This window comes from Streptomyces sp. SirexAA-E (genome assembly GCF_000177195.2).
GTDB lineage: Bacteria > Actinomycetota > Actinomycetes > Streptomycetales > Streptomycetaceae > Streptomyces > Streptomyces flavovirens.
The window spans coordinates 6775043-6790122 of record NC_015953.1; the positions used below are offsets into that span (position 1 = coordinate 6775043).

At 73.2% G+C, this 15080-nt stretch carries 16 protein-coding genes, 1 tRNA gene and 1 pseudogene; 10 read left to right on the forward strand and 8 right to left on the reverse strand.

Annotated features, from left to right (window positions below):
• The first annotated feature begins 8 nt into the window (after nt 1-8).
• Nucleotides 9-82: transfer RNA gene (locus SACTE_RS29565), tRNA-Pro, on the forward strand.
• Nucleotides 83-577: 495 nt separating this feature from the next.
• On the opposite strand, the gene SACTE_RS29570 is transcribed toward SACTE_RS29565, so the two are convergent.
• Nucleotides 578-997 (reverse strand): helix-turn-helix domain-containing protein, encoded by a 420-nt coding sequence (locus SACTE_RS29570; protein ID WP_014049690.1) that lies wholly within the window; start codon nt 995-997, stop codon nt 578-580.
• A 168-nt stretch (nt 998-1165) separates the two neighbouring features.
• Here SACTE_RS29570 and SACTE_RS29575 point away from each other — a divergent pair, with 168 nt between their 5' ends.
• The 6 genes from SACTE_RS29575 (at nt 1166) to SACTE_RS29600 (ending at nt 6916) form a co-directional block, all read left to right on the forward strand.
• Entirely contained in the window at nt 1166-1900 is a 735-nt protein-coding gene (locus SACTE_RS29575) for an alpha/beta fold hydrolase (RefSeq protein ID WP_014049691.1), read from the forward strand.
• Between the two features lie 258 nt (nt 1901-2158).
• Entirely contained in the window at nt 2159-3229 is a 1071-nt protein-coding gene (locus SACTE_RS29580; protein WP_014049692.1) for an NAD-dependent epimerase/dehydratase family protein, read from the forward strand.
• Between the two features lie 107 nt (nt 3230-3336).
• Nucleotides 3337-4056 (forward strand): glycosyltransferase family 2 protein, encoded by a 720-nt coding sequence (locus tag SACTE_RS29585; RefSeq protein WP_014049693.1) that lies wholly within the window; start codon nt 3337-3339, stop codon nt 4054-4056.
• On the forward strand, nt 4053-4712 hold the full coding sequence (locus SACTE_RS29590) for a DUF2064 domain-containing protein (protein WP_014049694.1): 660 nt from the start codon (nt 4053-4055) through the stop codon (nt 4710-4712). Before SACTE_RS29585 ends, SACTE_RS29590 begins: the two co-directional genes overlap by 4 nt.
• Nucleotides 4709-5467, forward strand: a complete 759-nt coding sequence (locus tag SACTE_RS29595) for a class I SAM-dependent methyltransferase (RefSeq protein ID WP_014049695.1) — start codon at nt 4709-4711, stop codon at nt 5465-5467. Before SACTE_RS29590 ends, SACTE_RS29595 begins: the two co-directional genes overlap by 4 nt.
• A 126-nt stretch (nt 5468-5593) precedes the next feature.
• A complete protein-coding gene (locus tag SACTE_RS29600; RefSeq protein ID WP_202435317.1) occupies nt 5594-6916 on the forward strand; it encodes a hypothetical protein in 1323 nt (440 codons plus the stop codon).
• A gap of 22 nt (nt 6917-6938) precedes the next feature.
• On the opposite strand, the gene SACTE_RS29605 is transcribed toward SACTE_RS29600, so the two are convergent.
• The 3 genes from SACTE_RS29605 to SACTE_RS29615 all read right to left on the reverse strand — a co-directional run bounded on the left by SACTE_RS29605 (nt 6939) and on the right by SACTE_RS29615 (nt 9336).
• A complete protein-coding gene (locus tag SACTE_RS29605) occupies nt 6939-7430 on the reverse strand; it encodes a hypothetical protein (RefSeq protein WP_014049697.1) in 492 nt (163 codons plus the stop codon).
• Entirely contained in the window at nt 7427-8863 is a 1437-nt protein-coding gene (locus SACTE_RS29610; protein WP_014049698.1) for a molybdopterin-dependent oxidoreductase, read from the reverse strand. Before SACTE_RS29610 ends, SACTE_RS29605 begins: the two co-directional genes overlap by 4 nt.
• Before the next feature lie 185 nt (nt 8864-9048).
• Entirely contained in the window at nt 9049-9336 is a 288-nt protein-coding gene (locus SACTE_RS29615; protein WP_014049700.1) for a chaplin, read from the reverse strand.
• Between the two features lie 340 nt (nt 9337-9676).
• Between SACTE_RS29615 and SACTE_RS29620 the strand changes: the two genes are divergently transcribed.
• Both SACTE_RS29620 and SACTE_RS29625 read left to right on the forward strand, forming a co-directional pair.
• The gene (locus SACTE_RS29620) at nt 9677-9931 is read left to right on the forward strand and encodes a hypothetical protein (protein ID WP_014049701.1); all 255 of its coding nucleotides are present in this window, start codon (nt 9677-9679) and stop codon (nt 9929-9931) included.
• Nucleotides 9932-10213: 282 nt separating this feature from the next.
• On the forward strand, nt 10214-10720 hold the full coding sequence (locus tag SACTE_RS29625) for a potassium channel family protein (protein WP_014049702.1): 507 nt from the start codon (nt 10214-10216) through the stop codon (nt 10718-10720).
• 58 nt (nt 10721-10778) lie between these two features.
• Here SACTE_RS29625 and SACTE_RS29630 read toward each other — a convergent pair whose 3' ends face one another.
• Together SACTE_RS29630 and SACTE_RS29635 are read right to left on the reverse strand one after the other, a co-directional pair.
• Entirely contained in the window at nt 10779-11846 is a 1068-nt protein-coding gene (locus SACTE_RS29630) for a Gfo/Idh/MocA family oxidoreductase (protein WP_014049703.1), read from the reverse strand.
• A gap of 1 nt (nt 11847) precedes the next feature.
• A complete protein-coding gene (locus SACTE_RS29635) occupies nt 11848-12894 on the reverse strand; it encodes a Gfo/Idh/MocA family oxidoreductase (RefSeq protein ID WP_014049704.1) in 1047 nt (348 codons plus the stop codon).
• A 313-nt stretch (nt 12895-13207) separates the two neighbouring features.
• Here SACTE_RS29635 and SACTE_RS29640 point away from each other — a divergent pair, with 313 nt between their 5' ends.
• A complete protein-coding gene (locus tag SACTE_RS29640; RefSeq protein WP_014049705.1) occupies nt 13208-14512 on the forward strand; it encodes a DUF3533 domain-containing protein in 1305 nt (434 codons plus the stop codon).
• Between the two features lie 172 nt (nt 14513-14684).
• On the opposite strand, the pseudogene SACTE_RS35630 reads toward SACTE_RS29640, so the two are convergent.
• Together SACTE_RS35630 and SACTE_RS29645 are read right to left on the reverse strand one after the other, a co-directional pair.
• Nucleotides 14685-14858 (reverse strand): annotated as a pseudogene (locus SACTE_RS35630) (hypothetical protein); the annotation flags it as partial.
• Nucleotides 14774-15049 (reverse strand): YciI family protein, encoded by a 276-nt coding sequence (locus tag SACTE_RS29645; protein ID WP_063822193.1) that lies wholly within the window; start codon nt 15047-15049, stop codon nt 14774-14776. The gene SACTE_RS29645 and the pseudogene SACTE_RS35630, both read right to left, overlap by 85 nt.
• Nucleotides 15050-15080 lie beyond the last annotated feature (31 nt).

Sequence of the window (15080 nt, forward strand, 5' to 3'; positions counted from 1 at the left end):
ACGGGCATCGGGACGTGGCGCAGCTTGGTAGCGCACTTGACTGGGGGTCAAGGGGTCGCAGGTTCAAATCCTGTCGTCCCGACTGGAGACAGTCGCAGATCGAGGGCCGGTTTCGGAGGCATCCGAAACCGGCCCTCGATCTTTTTCGGGGATCAGCCGGGGCCCGGTGCCCTTGACCGGCGTCAGCGGGTGACGGCGAGGTCGACATGCTGGCGCGCACCGGCACCGGTGCGAACCGGCGGTCGGGGGAGCGCGACAGAAGGGGGCCGCGAGCGAAGGACGGCGGCCCTTGAGGGCGCCGTTTCCGCGCGGCTCGGCCGTTCGGCCGGGGAGCCGAAGCGGCAGGCGCCGTAGCACGGGCGCGTCAGCCACTACGTCGCCCCCGTCCACCTGGCCGACGGCAAGCACAGCGGCCGGCGCGACATCCTCGTCATCGGCATCGCCCCCCGCACACCCGGGCTGTGACCCCGCTGCAGCCACGACGCGCACCACGGCCCTGCCATGCGGCCGTGAGCTCAAGGGGGCCAGTAGACGGTTCGCACCCTCCGCCGCACCGAGCGCCACGTCTCCTTGGGGCCTACCTGGAATCAGGTGTGCTTCCCGACGGACCCGGCGGGCGCGTGTCGGCGCGAGTGTCGTATTGCGCGCGGGCATCGTCGATGAGCGCCAGGTGCTCGGCGCTCCACTCCAGGAGGGGCAAGGTGGCCTCGCGAAGCGTGCTGCCCATCGGGGTGAGCGCGTAGCTGACGTGGGGCGGCATGACGTTGTGGACGGTGCGGGTCAGGATGCCGTCCCGTTCCAGATTGCGCAGGGTGGCGGTGAGCATGCGCTGACTGATTCCCTCGACACTGCGCTTGAGTTCGGAGAAGCGCCGCGGCCCTTCTTCGAGGTTGCACACGACCAGAAGCGACCACTTGTCCCCGACCATGCCGAGGACGGCGCGGAACCGACTCGCGTCCTGCCGCACCGGCTCCGGCTCACTGTCCGTCGCGGTCACCGTTACCTCCAGGGAACCATGGCACCGAAATGTGCCTTATTGCCCGGGCCGTGTCGGGCGCACCATGATGATGGCGGTTCCCGAAGGGTACCGAGGTGCGGACGGTAACCACTGCCTGTTCCGCGTACCTCGTGGCTTCGACGTCTTGAGCAGGAAGATCGTTCTGTCATGTCTGTATTTCTCCTGGTCCACGGTGCTTGGCACAGTGGACGGTCCTGGGAGCGAGTGGTTCCGCTGCTCGAGTCGGCCGGCCATCGTGTGCTCGCTCCGTCGCTGACCGGCTACGGCGACAAGGCGCATCTGCTCAGCCCGGAAGTAGGGCTCGACACGCACGTCGACGATCTCGTCCGGCTGATCGACGAAGCGGACCTCACCGGCGTGGTGCTCGTGGGGCACAGCTACGCGGGGGCGGTCATCTCGTCCGCGGCCAACCAGGTGCCGGACCGGATCGCGCATCTGGTGTACGTCGACTCGACGGCCCCGAAGGACGGCGAGACCTCGGTCGACGCCCTGCCCGAACTGCAGGGCCTGATCGACCTGGCCGCGAAGACCGAGAGCCCGTGGCTCATTCCGCCGCCCCCCGAACAGCCGCCCCCGCACGGCTTGTTCGGAGTCACCGACCCGGCCGACGTCGCGTGGCTGCGCACGGTGATCTCGGATCACCCGGTGCGCTGCCTCCAGCAACCGGCCCGACTGGACAACCCGGCCGCGCACGCGATTTCGCGCACCCACATCCGCTGTGACGGCGGGAACGCCGAAGGCTTCACCCTGCCGCCCGTCCCCGCGGTACAGCCCAACGGTTCTCCGGCGCGGGTGCGGGAACTGCCGACCGGCCACGACTGCATGATCACGATGCCCGTCGAGCTGAGCGAGTTGCTTCTCGAGGCCGCCGTCAGTCCCTGACATGTGCAGGCGACTTCCTGTCGGCCTGGAAAGTCCTCGCGCGGCACCGTTGCCCACGCTGCCCCCGTCCACGGCTGCGCGAGAGCCCGTCCCGGTGACCGCGCCGGTCGCGGGTCGATCCCTCTCGCGCGGGCCGGCGGGTGCCGCTCAGGGTACGGGGTCGGCGGGCCGTGTGGTCCTCCGCCGCCCTGCCCCGTACAGCCCCGTGCCGGGCGTGCCGCGCCGGTGTCCGGGGGCGCGGCCCCTAGCGTGGCGGCCATGCGCGTACTGGTCACCGGCGGAGCCGGATTCATCGGGTCACACATCGTCCGCGCGCTCGCCTCCGGCGGCCACGAGGCGGTGATCTTCGACGCCCTGCTTCCGACCGCGTACGGCGGGGAGAAGCCGTGGAGCGCCGACTGTGTCCCGGGCGTGCGGACCGTCATCGCGGATGTGCGGGACCGCGAGGCCGTCGCCGCGGCGCTGTCCGGGGTCGACGCGGTGTGCCACCAGGCGGCGATGGTGGGGCTGGGCAAGGACTTCGCCGACGCGCCGGAGTACGTCGGCTGCAACGACCTCGGTACGGCCGTACTGCTCGCCGGGATGGCGGACGCCGGGGTGCGGGACCTCGTACTGGCCGGGTCGATGGTGGTCTACGGCGAGGGCCGCTACGACTGTCCCCGGCACGGCCGGGTCCGGCCGGGGCCGAGGGCGGTCAGCGATCTGGACGCGGGCAGGTTCGAACCGCGCTGCCCCGACTGCGGGTCGGAGCTGACCCCGGGGCTGGTCGCGGAGGAGGCGGCGGCCGATCCCCGCAACGTCTACGCGGCCACCAAGCTCGCCCAGGAGCACCTCGCCGCGTCCTGGGCGCGTGCCACCGGAGGCCGGGCCGTGTCGCTGCGCTACCACAACGTCTACGGCCCGGGCATGCCGCGTGACACCCCGTACGCCGGGGTCGCCTCCCTCTTCCGCTCGGCGCTGGCCCGCGGCGAAGCGCCCCGGGTCTTCGAGGACGGCGGCCAGCGGCGCGACTTCGTGCATGTACGGGACGTGGCGGCGGCCAACGCCGTGGCCCTCGCCGCGCTGCGGGAGCGCGGGCCGGGCACGTTCGACGCGTACAACACCGGAAGCGGACAGCCGCACACCATCGGCGAGATGGCCCGCGCCCTGGCCTCGGCCCACGGGGGCCCGGCGCCGGTGGTCACCGGTGAGTACCGGCTCGGCGACGTCCGGCACGTCACGGCGGACTCACGGCGGCTGCGCGACGAGCTCGGCTGGAAACCCGAGACGGAATTCGTCGCGGGTATGCGGGAGTTCGCCACGTCGGCACTGCGGGGCGGGACGCCGTGAGGCGGGCGCGAGGGTGAGGCGCGCGGTGGATCCGTCCGCATTTCTTCGCGCCATGAAGCACGAAATGTCGGTTTCTTCTTCGTAGGGTGATTGCCGTGACCGACCAGATGCCTTGTGACGCAGCCCTGCCCGCCCGCGCCGACATCGTCCTGCCCTGCCTCGACGAGGCGGCCGCCCTGCCCCGGGTGCTCGCCCGCGTCCCGGACGGCTGGCGCGCCATCGTCGTCGACAACGGTTCCACCGACGGCTCCGCGGAGCTCGCGCGCTCGCTGGGGGCGACCGTCGTCCACGAGCCGCGGCGCGGGTTCGGCGCCGCCTGCCACGCGGGACTGCTCGCCGCCGACGCGGAGTACGTCTGCTTCTGCGACTGCGACGGCTCGCTCGACCCCGCACTCCTCACCGCCTTCGTCCGCCGGATCGCCGCCGGAGACACCGATCTGCTCCTCGGGCGCCGACGCCCCCAGGGCCCCGGAGCCTGGCCCGCACACGCGCGCGCCGGCAACCTCGCCCTCGCCCTGATGCTCCGCCGACGCACCGGTCTGCGCCTGCACGACCTCGGGCCGATGCGGGCGGCACGCCGGGAGGCACTGCTGGAACTGGGGCTCACCGACCGCCGCAGCGGCTATCCGCTCCAGATGGTGGTCCGCGCGTCGGACGCCGGACTGCGCATCGCCGAGACCGACGTGCCGTATCTGCCCCGCACCGGGAAGTCCAAGGTCACCGGCACCTGGCGGGGCACCTGGCAGGCCGTACGCGACATGAGTGCGGTGCTCCGGGAGCCGCCCGTGGAGACCGTACGGGCCGCGCGGGCGGAGGTCTCCCGATGAGCGTCCCGGCACCGCCCACCGGGCCCACCACCCTGCTGGTCATCGCCAAGGAGCCGGTGCCCGGCCGGGTCAAGACACGGCTCACGCCTCCCTTCAGCCCGGACGAAGCCGCCCGGCTCGCCGCCGCCGCTCTCCACGACACGCTGCGGACCGTGCTCACCCTGCCCGCCCTGCGGCGCTTCGTCGTCCTCGACGGCCGGCCGGGGCCCTGGCTCCCCGCGGGCATCCATGTACGCCCCCAAGGAACCGGCACCCTCGACGAACGCATCGCGGCCGCCTTCGCCGCCTGTACGGGACCCGCCCTCCTCGTCGGGATGGACACCCCCCAGCTCACCGCCGCCGCACTGGCCCCCGCGCTGACGCCGGGCGGCTGGGACGGATGCGACGCCTGGTTCGGCCCGGCCGAGGACGGCGGCTTCTGGGCCCTGGGCCTGGCCCATCCCGACCCCCGCCTCGTACGGGGCGTGCCGATGTCCCTCCCCTCGACGGGTGAACGGCAACGGGCGCGCCTGACCGAGGCCGGTCTCACCGTGCGCGACCTGCCGTCGATGCGCGACGTGGACACGGCCGAGGACGCGGCACACGTCGCCGCCGCGGCACCGCACGGACGGTTCGCCGCGACCCACACCCGACTGACCAGGTCGGCCGTCCGATGAGCACGACACTGCCCCCGCCGGGGCCGGGCCACGCACCCTGGACCACCGACCCGTACGCGAACGCGCTGCGTAACGGTCGCGGTCCGCTCTTCCTGCGCAGGCCGGACGGCTGGCTGCTGCCCCTGGACGTCGAACGGTGGTGCGCGGACGCCGACGCCGCCGATCTGTCGGCACTGCACCGCTGCGAAGGCCCCGTCATCGACATCGGCTGCGGCCCCGGCCGGCTGGTCGCGGCACTCGCCGCACGCGGACACCGCGCGCTCGGCATCGACGTCAGCGACGCCGCCGTCGACCACACCCAGCGACTGGGCGGCTCGGCGCTGCGCCGCAGCGTCTTCGATCCGCTGCCGGCCGAGGGCCGTTGGGGCACCGCCCTGCTCATCGACGGCAACATCGGGATCGGCGGTGACCCCGGGGCGCTGCTCCGCCGCGTCGCCGTGCTGCTGGCTCCGAGGGGACTCCTCGTCGCCGAGGCCACGCCACAGGACGTCGACGAGCGGGTCCAGGTCCGCCTGGACGACGGCCGGGGGGCCGCCGCGACCGCCCCGCACTTCCGCTGGGCCCGCGTCGGCGCCCCCGCCCTGCTCAGATACGCACGGTCGTGCGACTGGCAGCCCGTCGACGAGTGGGAGGCGGACGGGCGCCCCTTCCTGGCCCTGCGTCACGCCCGTACGCTCAGGGGCCCGAACCTGGCGGGCCGGCGCCCTCGCGACCTCTCGCCGTGGTGCGACGCGCCCGCGTCGCACCACCGGTAGCGGGCCGGATGTGCGTAGCGTTCCCGCGTGACGACCGAGGAACGCGTTGAAGACCCCCGTGCACCAGAAGCCACCGGCCCCGCCCACCCCGCCGGCCCGGGCGAACGTGTCGCCCGCCGCCGGGATCTGATCGCCGCAGGAGGGGGAGTCCTCCTGATCGTCGCGGCCGTCCTCGTCGGGAGGGCGGTCCAGGACCGCGACGGCAGCCTCCAGGTCCAGTGGCCGCCCCTCCTCGCGTCCTGGGACCCCCACACGGGCCCCGGCACACCCGCCGCCGTGGCCGTCGCGGTGGCCGTGATCGCCTACGGACCCGGACTCGCCGCCCGGCTTCCCTGGCGGCGGCTGCTGCTCACCTGCTGGACCGCCTCCCTCGCCTGGATCCTCTCGCTGGCGCTGATCGAAGGCTGGTACCGGGGTGTCGCCCGCAGGCTGACCACCAAGCACGAATACCTGCGTGCCGTCGACCGTTTCGACGACGTAGGGGCCGCCCTGCGCGGCTTCACCGACCACATCGTCATCGGACCTCCGGGCAACTGGCCCGCCCACGTCGCCGGGCATCCGCCGGGCGCCACCCTCACCTTCGTCGGCCTGGACCGGGCCGGACTCGGGGGCGGGGCCTGGGCGGGCGCCTGGTGCATCGTGCTCGGCGGTTCGGCCGCGGTGGCGGCCCTGATCGCCCTGCGCGCCCTGGCGGGCGTGGAGATCGCGCGGCGCGCGGCCCCGTTCCTCGTCCTCGCCCCCTTCGCGGTGTGGGCCGGCACCTCCGCCGACGCGTACTTCGCCGCGGTCGCCGCGTGGTCCGTCGCCCTGCTGGCGCTCGCCGCGACGCGTACGACGAGGTTCCCGTCGGCCGCCGCGCTGGGCGCGGGCCTGCTGTTCGGGCTGACGTGCTACCTGAGCTACGGGCTGACGCTCATCGCCGCTCCGCTCCTCGCCGTGCTCGTACTCGCCCGCACCGCCCGACCCGCCGGGCCCTTCCTGCTGGGCGCGCTGGTCGTCCCCGCCGCCTTCACCCTCGCCGGGTTCAACTGGTGGGAGGGCTACCACCTGCTGGTTGAGCGCTACTACCAGGGTGCGGGCGGCACCCGCCCGTTCTCCTACTGGGTCTGGGGAAACCTCGCCTGCGCCACGCTCGCCGCCGGCCTCGCCACCGTCGCGGGGATGCGCCGCGTCGCCGTGACCGTTCCCTCCGCCGTACGCGCGCTGCGGGCCGGCACCCCGAGCCCGGCCCAGCGGACGGCGCTGCTCGTCCTGGCCGCTCTCCTGGCCCTCCTCGTCGCGGACCTGTCCGGTATGAGCAAGGCGGAGACGGAACGCATCTGGCAGCCCTTCCTCCTCTGGCTCCTGCCCGCGGCCGCCCTGCTGCCCGCCAGGAACCGTCGCGGCTGGCTGGCCGCACAGGCGCTGGTGGCCCTGTTGGTCAACCACCTGCTGTGGACGGGCTGGTGACCCGGGCGCCCGCCCCCGGTCGTCAGCGGTGACGCGCCCTCGGTCCCGAGCGCCACAGACGCAGCAGGAGCACCAGTGCGGACAGCCCGAACAGGGCGGCGGTGATCAGGAGCCAGCGCCCCAGGAACACGTCGCCGGGAAGAGTGGTGTACGCGGTGAAGTGATCGACCCGGCCCAGGACGAGCGGGAAGTGGACGAGGAACAGGACGCCCGAGACGAAGGCCGGCACACGGACGTAGTTGATCCGGCCCCGGGACGGGCGGGAACCGGCGTCGTCGGCCCGGTGCCGGGGTCGGCCGTCCAGCACGGTCCGCAGAGCACGGTCGGTGACGGTGTACAGGGGCAGCAGGACCAGGTCGTGGAGGAGGGCGGCTCCGACGAACCACAGGACGACCGCCCATGGCCGGTCACCGGCCAGCAGCCTGATCCCGGCGTATCCGGTCAGGGCGAACGAGCACAGGACGAGCAGCAGGTGCAGGGGTGAGGCGCCGTAGCGCGTGGCGAACGAGCTCATGTGCCGTCCCCGAAGGTGAGCCGCGTGACCCACTTGGTGTTGTGCACGCCCGGGTTGGCCGGGACGATGACCCGTGCCGGGTAACCGTGGTCGGGGGACAGGTCGGCGCCGTTGACCCGCAGCGCGAGCAGCGAACGAGGGTCCCGGACCTGGTTGTCGCGCAGGGTGGTCGACCGGAACGATCCGCTGCGCTGCGCGGACTGGACGAACACGCCCGGTGGCAGGTGGGGATGACCCACCAGGGCGGCCAGGTCCCGGAGGCGCACCCCGCTCCACAACTGGTCCTCGGTGGACCAGCCTTCGACGCAGGCGATGGGAAGCGCCGCACGGTGTTGGGGCAACGCCAGCAGCTGGGCGCGGCTGAGGACCCTCTCCTGACCCGCGCCCCGCAGGACCAGACGCCAGGCCGGACCGACGTCACGGGCGCGGATGCCCACGCCGGCCGCGGTCTTGTTGACCTGGAAGCCGTTGGGGCCCGGCCCGGGGTCCTGTCCCCGCGGGGCGAGCAGAGCCGTGACGCGCCAGGATCCGCCGATGCTCTGACCCGCGTTCACCACGAGCAGGGCCAGCGACCCGGCGCCCACCATGGACAGGGCGCCCCGCCGTGAGATCGACGGCGGGGCGGGGTCCGGAGCCACCAGGCCGCCTCCGTCCGGGACCGGCCGGGCGGCCCGTCCGGCGGGGTGGCGCAACTCCTCGCGCAGGCCGCCGCCCCGGAGCATCCGGACCATGAGGGGGATCCGGAAGGCGACATGGACGACGAAGGCGCCGATGAACACCCAGGCGCCGTAGAAGTGCAGCGGGTAGAAGGAGCCGGGGAAGACGTAGTCGAGCTGGATGTTCAGGACGCCGGTGGCGAACTCGAAGAGGGCCCCGCCGACGAGCAGCAGCACGGAGAGACGTTCGAGCGCATGGCTCACCGACCTGACCGGTGGCCAGGTGAAGAGGCGCGGGACGACGGACCAGAGCTTCGCCAGCAGCACCGGGACCAGCACGATACCGAGCGTGACGTGGACCCCCTGGGTGAGCCGGTACAGCCAGTGCGGGTCGGTCGGCCAGGCGAACAGGTAGAAGCCCAGCCAACCTCGGTCCGGCGTCTTGTCGTTGGCGCCCAGATCGGGGTTGTAGGCCGCGTACGAGAGCAGCCCCGTCACGAACAGCACCGGAATGCCGATCAGGAGGACGGCACCGAACGCGGAGGTCAGCCACGGTCCGCGCAGCGGGCTGCGCCAGAACTCCGGACGCGTCGGTCCGACGGGCGGTCCGGTGCGCAGGAAGCCCCTGAACCCCCGAGACGAGGGCGCCGGTTCCTGGAGCGTCGAGCCCCGTCCCACCGGGGGCGGAACACCGCCGCCGGTGCGTCGCCGGGGGGCGCGGTCGGCTCCGCCCCGACCGGAACCGCGGCCGTCGTCCTTGCTGTCCCCGTCGCTCATCGGACCCCCTGCGAAGAGATGCGAGGGCCCCCGGTGTCGCCGACCGGCCGGACGGAGGCCGGCGACACCGGTGACATCTCGTCGGCCCCGAAGGCCGGTTGCGCGGACGTCGACCGGAGTGCGGTCGCCGCCTGCTTCCGCCGGGAGCACGTCATCTCCCGGCACCCCTAGGTGCTACGGCCGGCTCAGTAGCTGTCGTGCTCGCCCTTGCCGTCGTCGTGCCCGCCCTGCTGGCCGCCGTTGACGCAGGCGTTGCCGGCGGTGGGGTTGAGCAGAGCGATGATGTTCACCGAGTTGCCGCACGCGTTGACGGGAACGCTGACGGGGATCTGGACGACGTTGCCGGACAGCACACCCGGCGAACCGAAGGCGGCGCCACTCGCGCCGGCGTCGGCGGCGGCGACACCCGCACCGGCGAACACCAGGCTGCCCGCGGCGACGGTCAGGACTGCCGCACTTCCCAGCTTGAACATGAAATCTCCCGCAGTGTGAGTGCCGTCGCCCGATGCGACGGCTCGGACCACCATGCGGCCGCACCATCGCCCAGCCGTTCGACGCGCCCGACCGACGCCCACCTGCTCGCCTGAACAGCCGAACCGGTGACACGGTCGGCCCAGGCGCGCCCCACTCGTCCGCGCGCTTCCTGACGGCCCTCGGGCCCCCGGCGGCCTGAGCGGCCGGACTCCTGGACGTCCTGGCTTACGCCGAACAGGTGGATTCCTCGACCTGCGAGGGCGCGGTGTCCATGGCACGGCGTCGTCGGCGGTGACAGTGAGGGCTACGCACAATCCGCGTTCCAGAGAGGAAGCCCTCATGCTTCGTCGTATTGCCATCACTCTTGCCACCGTCGCCGCCGCCGGCTTCGTCGCCGCCGGCCCGGCCGTCGCCGACGAATGGGAAGGCGGCCAGGTGGGCGCCGGTTACGAGGCGGTCGAAGGCTCCCACGAGGCCGGGGAGTTCCTCAACCTGGGCGGTCCGTACGGGATCACCTACGGCAAGGGCCACAAGGCCCACTTCGCGGGCGAGAGCGGCCTGATCTACGCCCAGTACCTGCAGGGCCGCAACTGATCGGCTGACACAACGGCGCCGCCGTTGCCCGGCCTGCTGAAGGGCCCGTCCGACCGGAACCGTGAGCGTGTGTGCGCCATGGTGCCGCGGCCGGGCACCTGTCGGGCAACAGTCGGCTGACCACACGGGACCCCGGGCCATGAGTGCCCGGGGTCCCGCTCGTGCGCCGGTGTCCGTACGGTCGGCGTCCGTACCGGTCGGTGTCCGTACGGCCCCGTTCGCGGTGACACGGTGAGCCGTGTCCTGCCGCGAAGCGGGCGCCTCCCTCGTTACGTTCGGTCCATGCCTCCACTTTCGCCCGTCTATCTCCTCCGCAAGCTGCTGGGCAACGAACGCTGGCGGCAGCATCACGTGCGGGCGTCGGTGTGGGCGGCCCTGGGGCTGGTCCTGGTCATGCTGGTCGGTTCCTGGATCATCGTCCCGTTCGAGGCTCCGGCGCACCGGGCGACCATCACCTCGTTCCCGCTCGCGCTGTGGTGGTCCGTCGAAACGGCGACGACCGTCGGATACGGGGACCTCTATCCGGTCACGACCGCCGGACGTGTCATCGCCGGGATCGTGATGCTCGTCGGGATCTCCGTGTTCAGCATCGTCACCGCATCCCTGGCCACCTGGTTCGTCGGCAGTGCCGCGCACCGCGCCCGCCAGGTGGCGCGGGCGGTCGAGCACGCCGGGGCCCGGGGCAGGGCGGACGCCGACCAGGAACTGCGCGCGTTGCACGCCCGCTTCGACCGGCTCGAGGATCTGATCGGCGGCGAGGGCGGGGCCGGCCCCGGAGTGCGCCGCTGACCCGGGGTCGCCGCCGCCCCGGGGAGACCGAAGCGGCCCCCGGGGCGAGGCGGCCGCGTCAGGCCACGGTGGTGTCCGCCGTGCGGGCGGCGGGGACGACGGGTGCACCGTCCTGGCGTGCGGAGGAGAGCGCGGCCTCGACCACCGCGACGGCCGCGTAGATGTCGGCCGCCGACACCGACGGCGTGCGTCCGAGGCGGATGTCGTCACCGAACTCGGTGAACAGCCGCCGCAACGCCGTCACTCCGGCGGGCCCGCCGATCCGACGGGAGAGACGGCCGCCGTCCGCCGCGCGCACGGTGACCGAGGGGGCGTCCTCGTCGGCGAGCACATGGCCGTGCGAACCGAGCACGCGCAGGCTGGAGGAGACGGGAGCGGGGCCGACTCCGGCGGGCGCGCGGGCCACGGTGGCGGTCGCCACCACCCCGTTGCGCAGGCGGAGCGAGAGGACGGCCGCGTCCTCGACGCCGTAGGTGCCGTGCGGGCCGCCGAAGAGCGGTGCGTGGGGCGCGGCGCTGCTGAAGGCGACGACCTCCTCGACCTCCAGACCGGTCAGGTGACGGATCGCCAGGGCCGGATACCACCCGAAGTTCACCAGTTCGCCGCCTCCGGACAGCGCGGGGTCGCAGACCAGCTCGGGGCGCTCGACGGTGGTTCCGTCGAGTCCGCCGGCCGCGATCCACTCCGCGTCGACGGCCAGGGGCAGACCGATCGCGCCGGAGTCCACGAGGCGCCGGGCGCGGACGATCTGCGGGGAGTGGAGGCGGTGGACGGCGGACAGCAGTCCGGGGGAGCGGTCGGCGGCCTCCCACAGACGCTGTGCGCCACGCGTGTCGGTGGCGGCGGGCTTGTCGACGAGCACGTGGCGGCCCGCTTCGAGGGCTCTCACCGCGAGGTCGACGTGGCGCGTGGGCTCACTGCACACGAGCGCGACGTCGCAGGAGGCGAGCCCCTGGTCCAGGTCCAGGAGCGGAAGGCCCGTCGTGCTCGCGAGGTCGGCGCTGTCCTCGGTGAAGGGGCTGTCGGCGGTGTCGGCGCAGCCGATGACCTCGACGCCGGGCAGGGACCGCAGCAACGGCACGTAGTCACGGGCGTGCCGGACCCCGGACACGATGAGGATCCTCATCTCAGCAGACCTCCTTCACGTCGACGGGACGTCCTTCGTCCGCGCTGAGCTGTGCCGCCAGGGCGGCGGCGAGTGCGGCACGTATCTGGTGGGGCGCGGTCAGCGGTGCCGCAGAACCGTCGAGCACGTCGCGCAGATGCCTGGTCTGCTCGGTCATCGCACCGTCGATCGAGGCGGGGGCGACGGGCGACGCGGCGTGCGCGCGTGGCTCGTCCTCGCTGCTGTGGTGCAGGGTTCCGGCGGTGCCGGAGAGCATCAGACGGCGGACGAACGTGCCCCGTGCGGCGAGGGCGTAGCAGAGCTCGACGGTGGCGAGGGCACCACCGGCGAAGCGTACGAGGATCTGGAAGCTGTCCGGGGTCGGCATCCCGGGCGCCCACGTACGGCAGGGGCGGGCGAAGACCCGGACCGGTTCGTCGTCCATGAGCCAGGTCAGCAGGTCGAGGGCGTGCACGCCGTTGTGGGCGACATGGCCTCCGGAGCGGGCCGGGTCCAGCTGCCAGCCCCGCCAGCCACCGGGCCAGACGTGCCCGGTGTACCAGGTGAGGTGGGCCAGCCGGGGAGTGCCGACGGCGCCGTCGGCGACCGCCTGGGCGATCTCCAGGTGGACGGGCTGGAAGCGGGCGGTCTGGGCGACGAGCAGCGGCCGGCCGGCGCTCTTCGCGGCCGAGAGGATCCGGTCGACGTCCGCGACCCCCAACGCGGCGGGCTTCTCCAGCAGGACCGCCTTTCCGGCGCCGAGCGCGGCCACGGAGAGATCGGCGTGGGACTCGGGTGAGGTGCACACGGCGGTGACGTCGATGCCCTCGGACCACGCGGTCGCCGGGTCGGTGGACCAGGTGGCGCCCTCGACGAGGGCCGCCAGCGCGGCGGCCCGTTCGGGATGCCGGTCGACGACGTGGGCCAGCCGCATCCGCGGGACGTCTGTGAGCGCGGCGACGTGATCGCGGGCGATGGCCCCGGCGCCGACGAGGGCGACGCGATGGTCACCGGCCCGCTGCCCGGGACCGCGCGGCCCCTTCTTCTCAGGTACAGGGTCAGGGTTCAACACGACTCCTCACACGCGACCTTCCATACTTAGGACATCAGACATCTTATGTCCCGGCCTGAGTGTCCGCGCCGCCGTGGGTGATCCGCCGGGCGGCGGCATCGCGGAAGAGCGGGGCGGCGCGTGGCCGCGCCCGCGGAGGGGTACGCAGTGTCCGTACGTCCGGTGTCGTTTCGTCCCCTTTGCTCGCACCGGGCCTAAGGTCGACCTGCGCACATCAGCGGCGCCGCACGCACGGGTGAGGCGAGGAACCAGCCCCGCGCCGCGATCCGTTCAGCGACGGGACCGCCGTCGGCGACTTCGGTGGAGTGAGATGACGACCGGGAGCACCGCACGCGATCCGGGAGCAGGACCGGCGCCGGGGGCACCGGCGTCGGCCGGACGCGTGCTGCGGCGGTGGAAGCTGTGGATCGTACCGGCCGCGCTGAGCGCCCTGGTCGCCCTGGTGCTCTCGCTCCTGTACATGGGGGGCATCCTCACCCCGACCGGCAGCCTGCACCGGCTGCCCATCGCGCTGGTCGACGCGGACACCGGCGCGCCGCCGCCGGGCCGGGGCGAGAACCTCGGGGCGCGGGTCAGTGCCGCCGTGGTCTCCTCCACCCCGGACGACCAGGTGCGGTGGCGGCGGATGAGCCAGGGCCGGATGCGGGGCGAACTGGCGTCCGGCAAGGTCTTCGGCGCGCTGGTGATCCCGTCCGGCTTCACCGCCGACGTCGACCGGCTGACCACCGGCGAGGCCACCGAACGCCCCGCCCTGACCGTCCTGACCAACCCCGGCATGGGCAGCCTCGGCTCCTCCCTGGCCCAGCGGATCACCCAGCGGGCGGCGAACGAGGCATCCGCGTCCATCGGACGGGAGCTGACCGGGTCGCAGGCCGCGGCGGGGCAGCCCCCGGGGTTCCGGCTCCTGCTCGCCGACCCGGTCGCCGTACGGGTCCAGGCGGGCCACCCCATCGGCGGCCACAGCGGACTGGGGCTGAGCGCGTTCTACTACACACTGCTGCTGGTGCTCGCCGGGTTCATCAGCGCCAACGTCGTCCACAACGGCGTGGACACCTCTCTCGGTTACGCGGACAGTGAGATCGGGCCCTGGCACACCCGTCGCCCCACCGTGCCCATCGACCGCACCCGCACGCTGCTGGTCAAGATGGGCATGACCGCCGGCCTGTCCGTGCTGACCACCACACTGATCATGGTCGCGACGATCGGCGTCCTGGGCATGGACGCCCCCCATCTCGTGCTGCTGTGGATGTTCTCCTTCTGCGCGTGCCTCACGGTCGGGCTCGGAGTCCAGGCCGTCAACGCCGCCTTCGGGGGCATCGGCCAGCTGGTGGCCATGTTCGTCTTCATCGCGCTGGCGCTCCCGTCGTCCGGGGCCACCGTGCCCCTCGAAGCGGTCCCGGGCTTCTACCGGTTCCTCGGCACCTTCGAACCCATCCGGCAGGTCGCCGACGGTGTGCGGGCGATCCTCTACTTCGACGCCCGGGGGGACGCGGGTCTGGCCCGGGGATGGACCATGATCGCGGTCGGATTCGTCGTCGCGCTCGTCTTCGGCTTCGCGATGACCCGCTACTACGACCGCAAGGGCCTGCACCGCATGGTCCCGCAACCCGGGTGAGGCACCGTGGGCCCGCGCGACTTCGCCGCACGGGCCGCGCTCGGCGGCGAGCTCGCCCGCGGACGCCGGGACGGACGACCGCGCGCATCCGGCGGGATCGGCGTGCCGGGTGGTCGTGGACCACCTCGGGCTGCCCCGGAGGGAGATCGCTGAGCAGGTGAGAGGCCGACACGGTCTCCCGGACCGGCGGATCGGCCGGCGGCGCGAGCGCGTGGGCGAAGAATCCGAGACGGGCGGGACCGGTCCAGGCGCCGCGCACGGTCAGGTGCGTGATCGGGTGCGGGGCAGGACGGAGCGCGCGGTGTCCGGGGCCGGTGCCCGGACCAGCGCGGCCGTGCCCAGCCACGCGCTGCCGTCGTCGGAGAGCAACGGCCCGTAGGCGATCGGATCGTCACGGCCCGGCGGCACGGCGAGGGTCGGGCCGCGCGCGATCATCTCCGCCGTGTACCGGTCCATGTAGGACCAGTGCTCCTCCAGCAGCTCGTGACGCAGGGCCAGGGACCCGGACCGGTCGCCGTGGTAGCAGAAGAACTCCACGTGCGCGGTGTTCCTCATCAGGTGCCGCCCG

Coding starts and splice junctions, on each gene's coding strand:
- SACTE_RS29575 (WP_014049691.1), top strand. CDS start 1,166: ATGTCTGTATTTCTCCTGGTCCACGGTGCTTGGCACAGTGGACGGTCC.
- SACTE_RS29580 (WP_014049692.1), top strand. CDS start 2,159: ATGCGCGTACTGGTCACCGGCGGAGCCGGATTCATCGGGTCACACATC.
- SACTE_RS29585 (WP_014049693.1), top strand. CDS start 3,337: ATGCCTTGTGACGCAGCCCTGCCCGCCCGCGCCGACATCGTCCTGCCC.
- SACTE_RS29590 (WP_014049694.1), top strand. CDS start 4,053: ATGAGCGTCCCGGCACCGCCCACCGGGCCCACCACCCTGCTGGTCATC.
- SACTE_RS29595 (WP_014049695.1), top strand. CDS start 4,709: ATGAGCACGACACTGCCCCCGCCGGGGCCGGGCCACGCACCCTGGACC.
- SACTE_RS29605 (WP_014049697.1), bottom strand. CDS start 7,430: ATGAGCTCGTTCGCCACGCGCTACGGCGCCTCACCCCTGCACCTGCTG.
- SACTE_RS29610 (WP_014049698.1), bottom strand. CDS start 8,863: ATGAGCGACGGGGACAGCAAGGACGACGGCCGCGGTTCCGGTCGGGGC.
- SACTE_RS29615 (WP_014049700.1), bottom strand. CDS start 9,336: ATGTTCAAGCTGGGAAGTGCGGCAGTCCTGACCGTCGCCGCGGGCAGC.
- SACTE_RS29620 (WP_014049701.1), top strand. CDS start 9,677: ATGCTTCGTCGTATTGCCATCACTCTTGCCACCGTCGCCGCCGCCGGC.
- SACTE_RS29625 (WP_014049702.1), top strand. CDS start 10,214: ATGCCTCCACTTTCGCCCGTCTATCTCCTCCGCAAGCTGCTGGGCAAC.
- SACTE_RS29630 (WP_014049703.1), bottom strand. CDS start 11,846: ATGAGGATCCTCATCGTGTCCGGGGTCCGGCACGCCCGTGACTACGTG.
- SACTE_RS29640 (WP_014049705.1), top strand. CDS start 13,208: ATGACGACCGGGAGCACCGCACGCGATCCGGGAGCAGGACCGGCGCCG.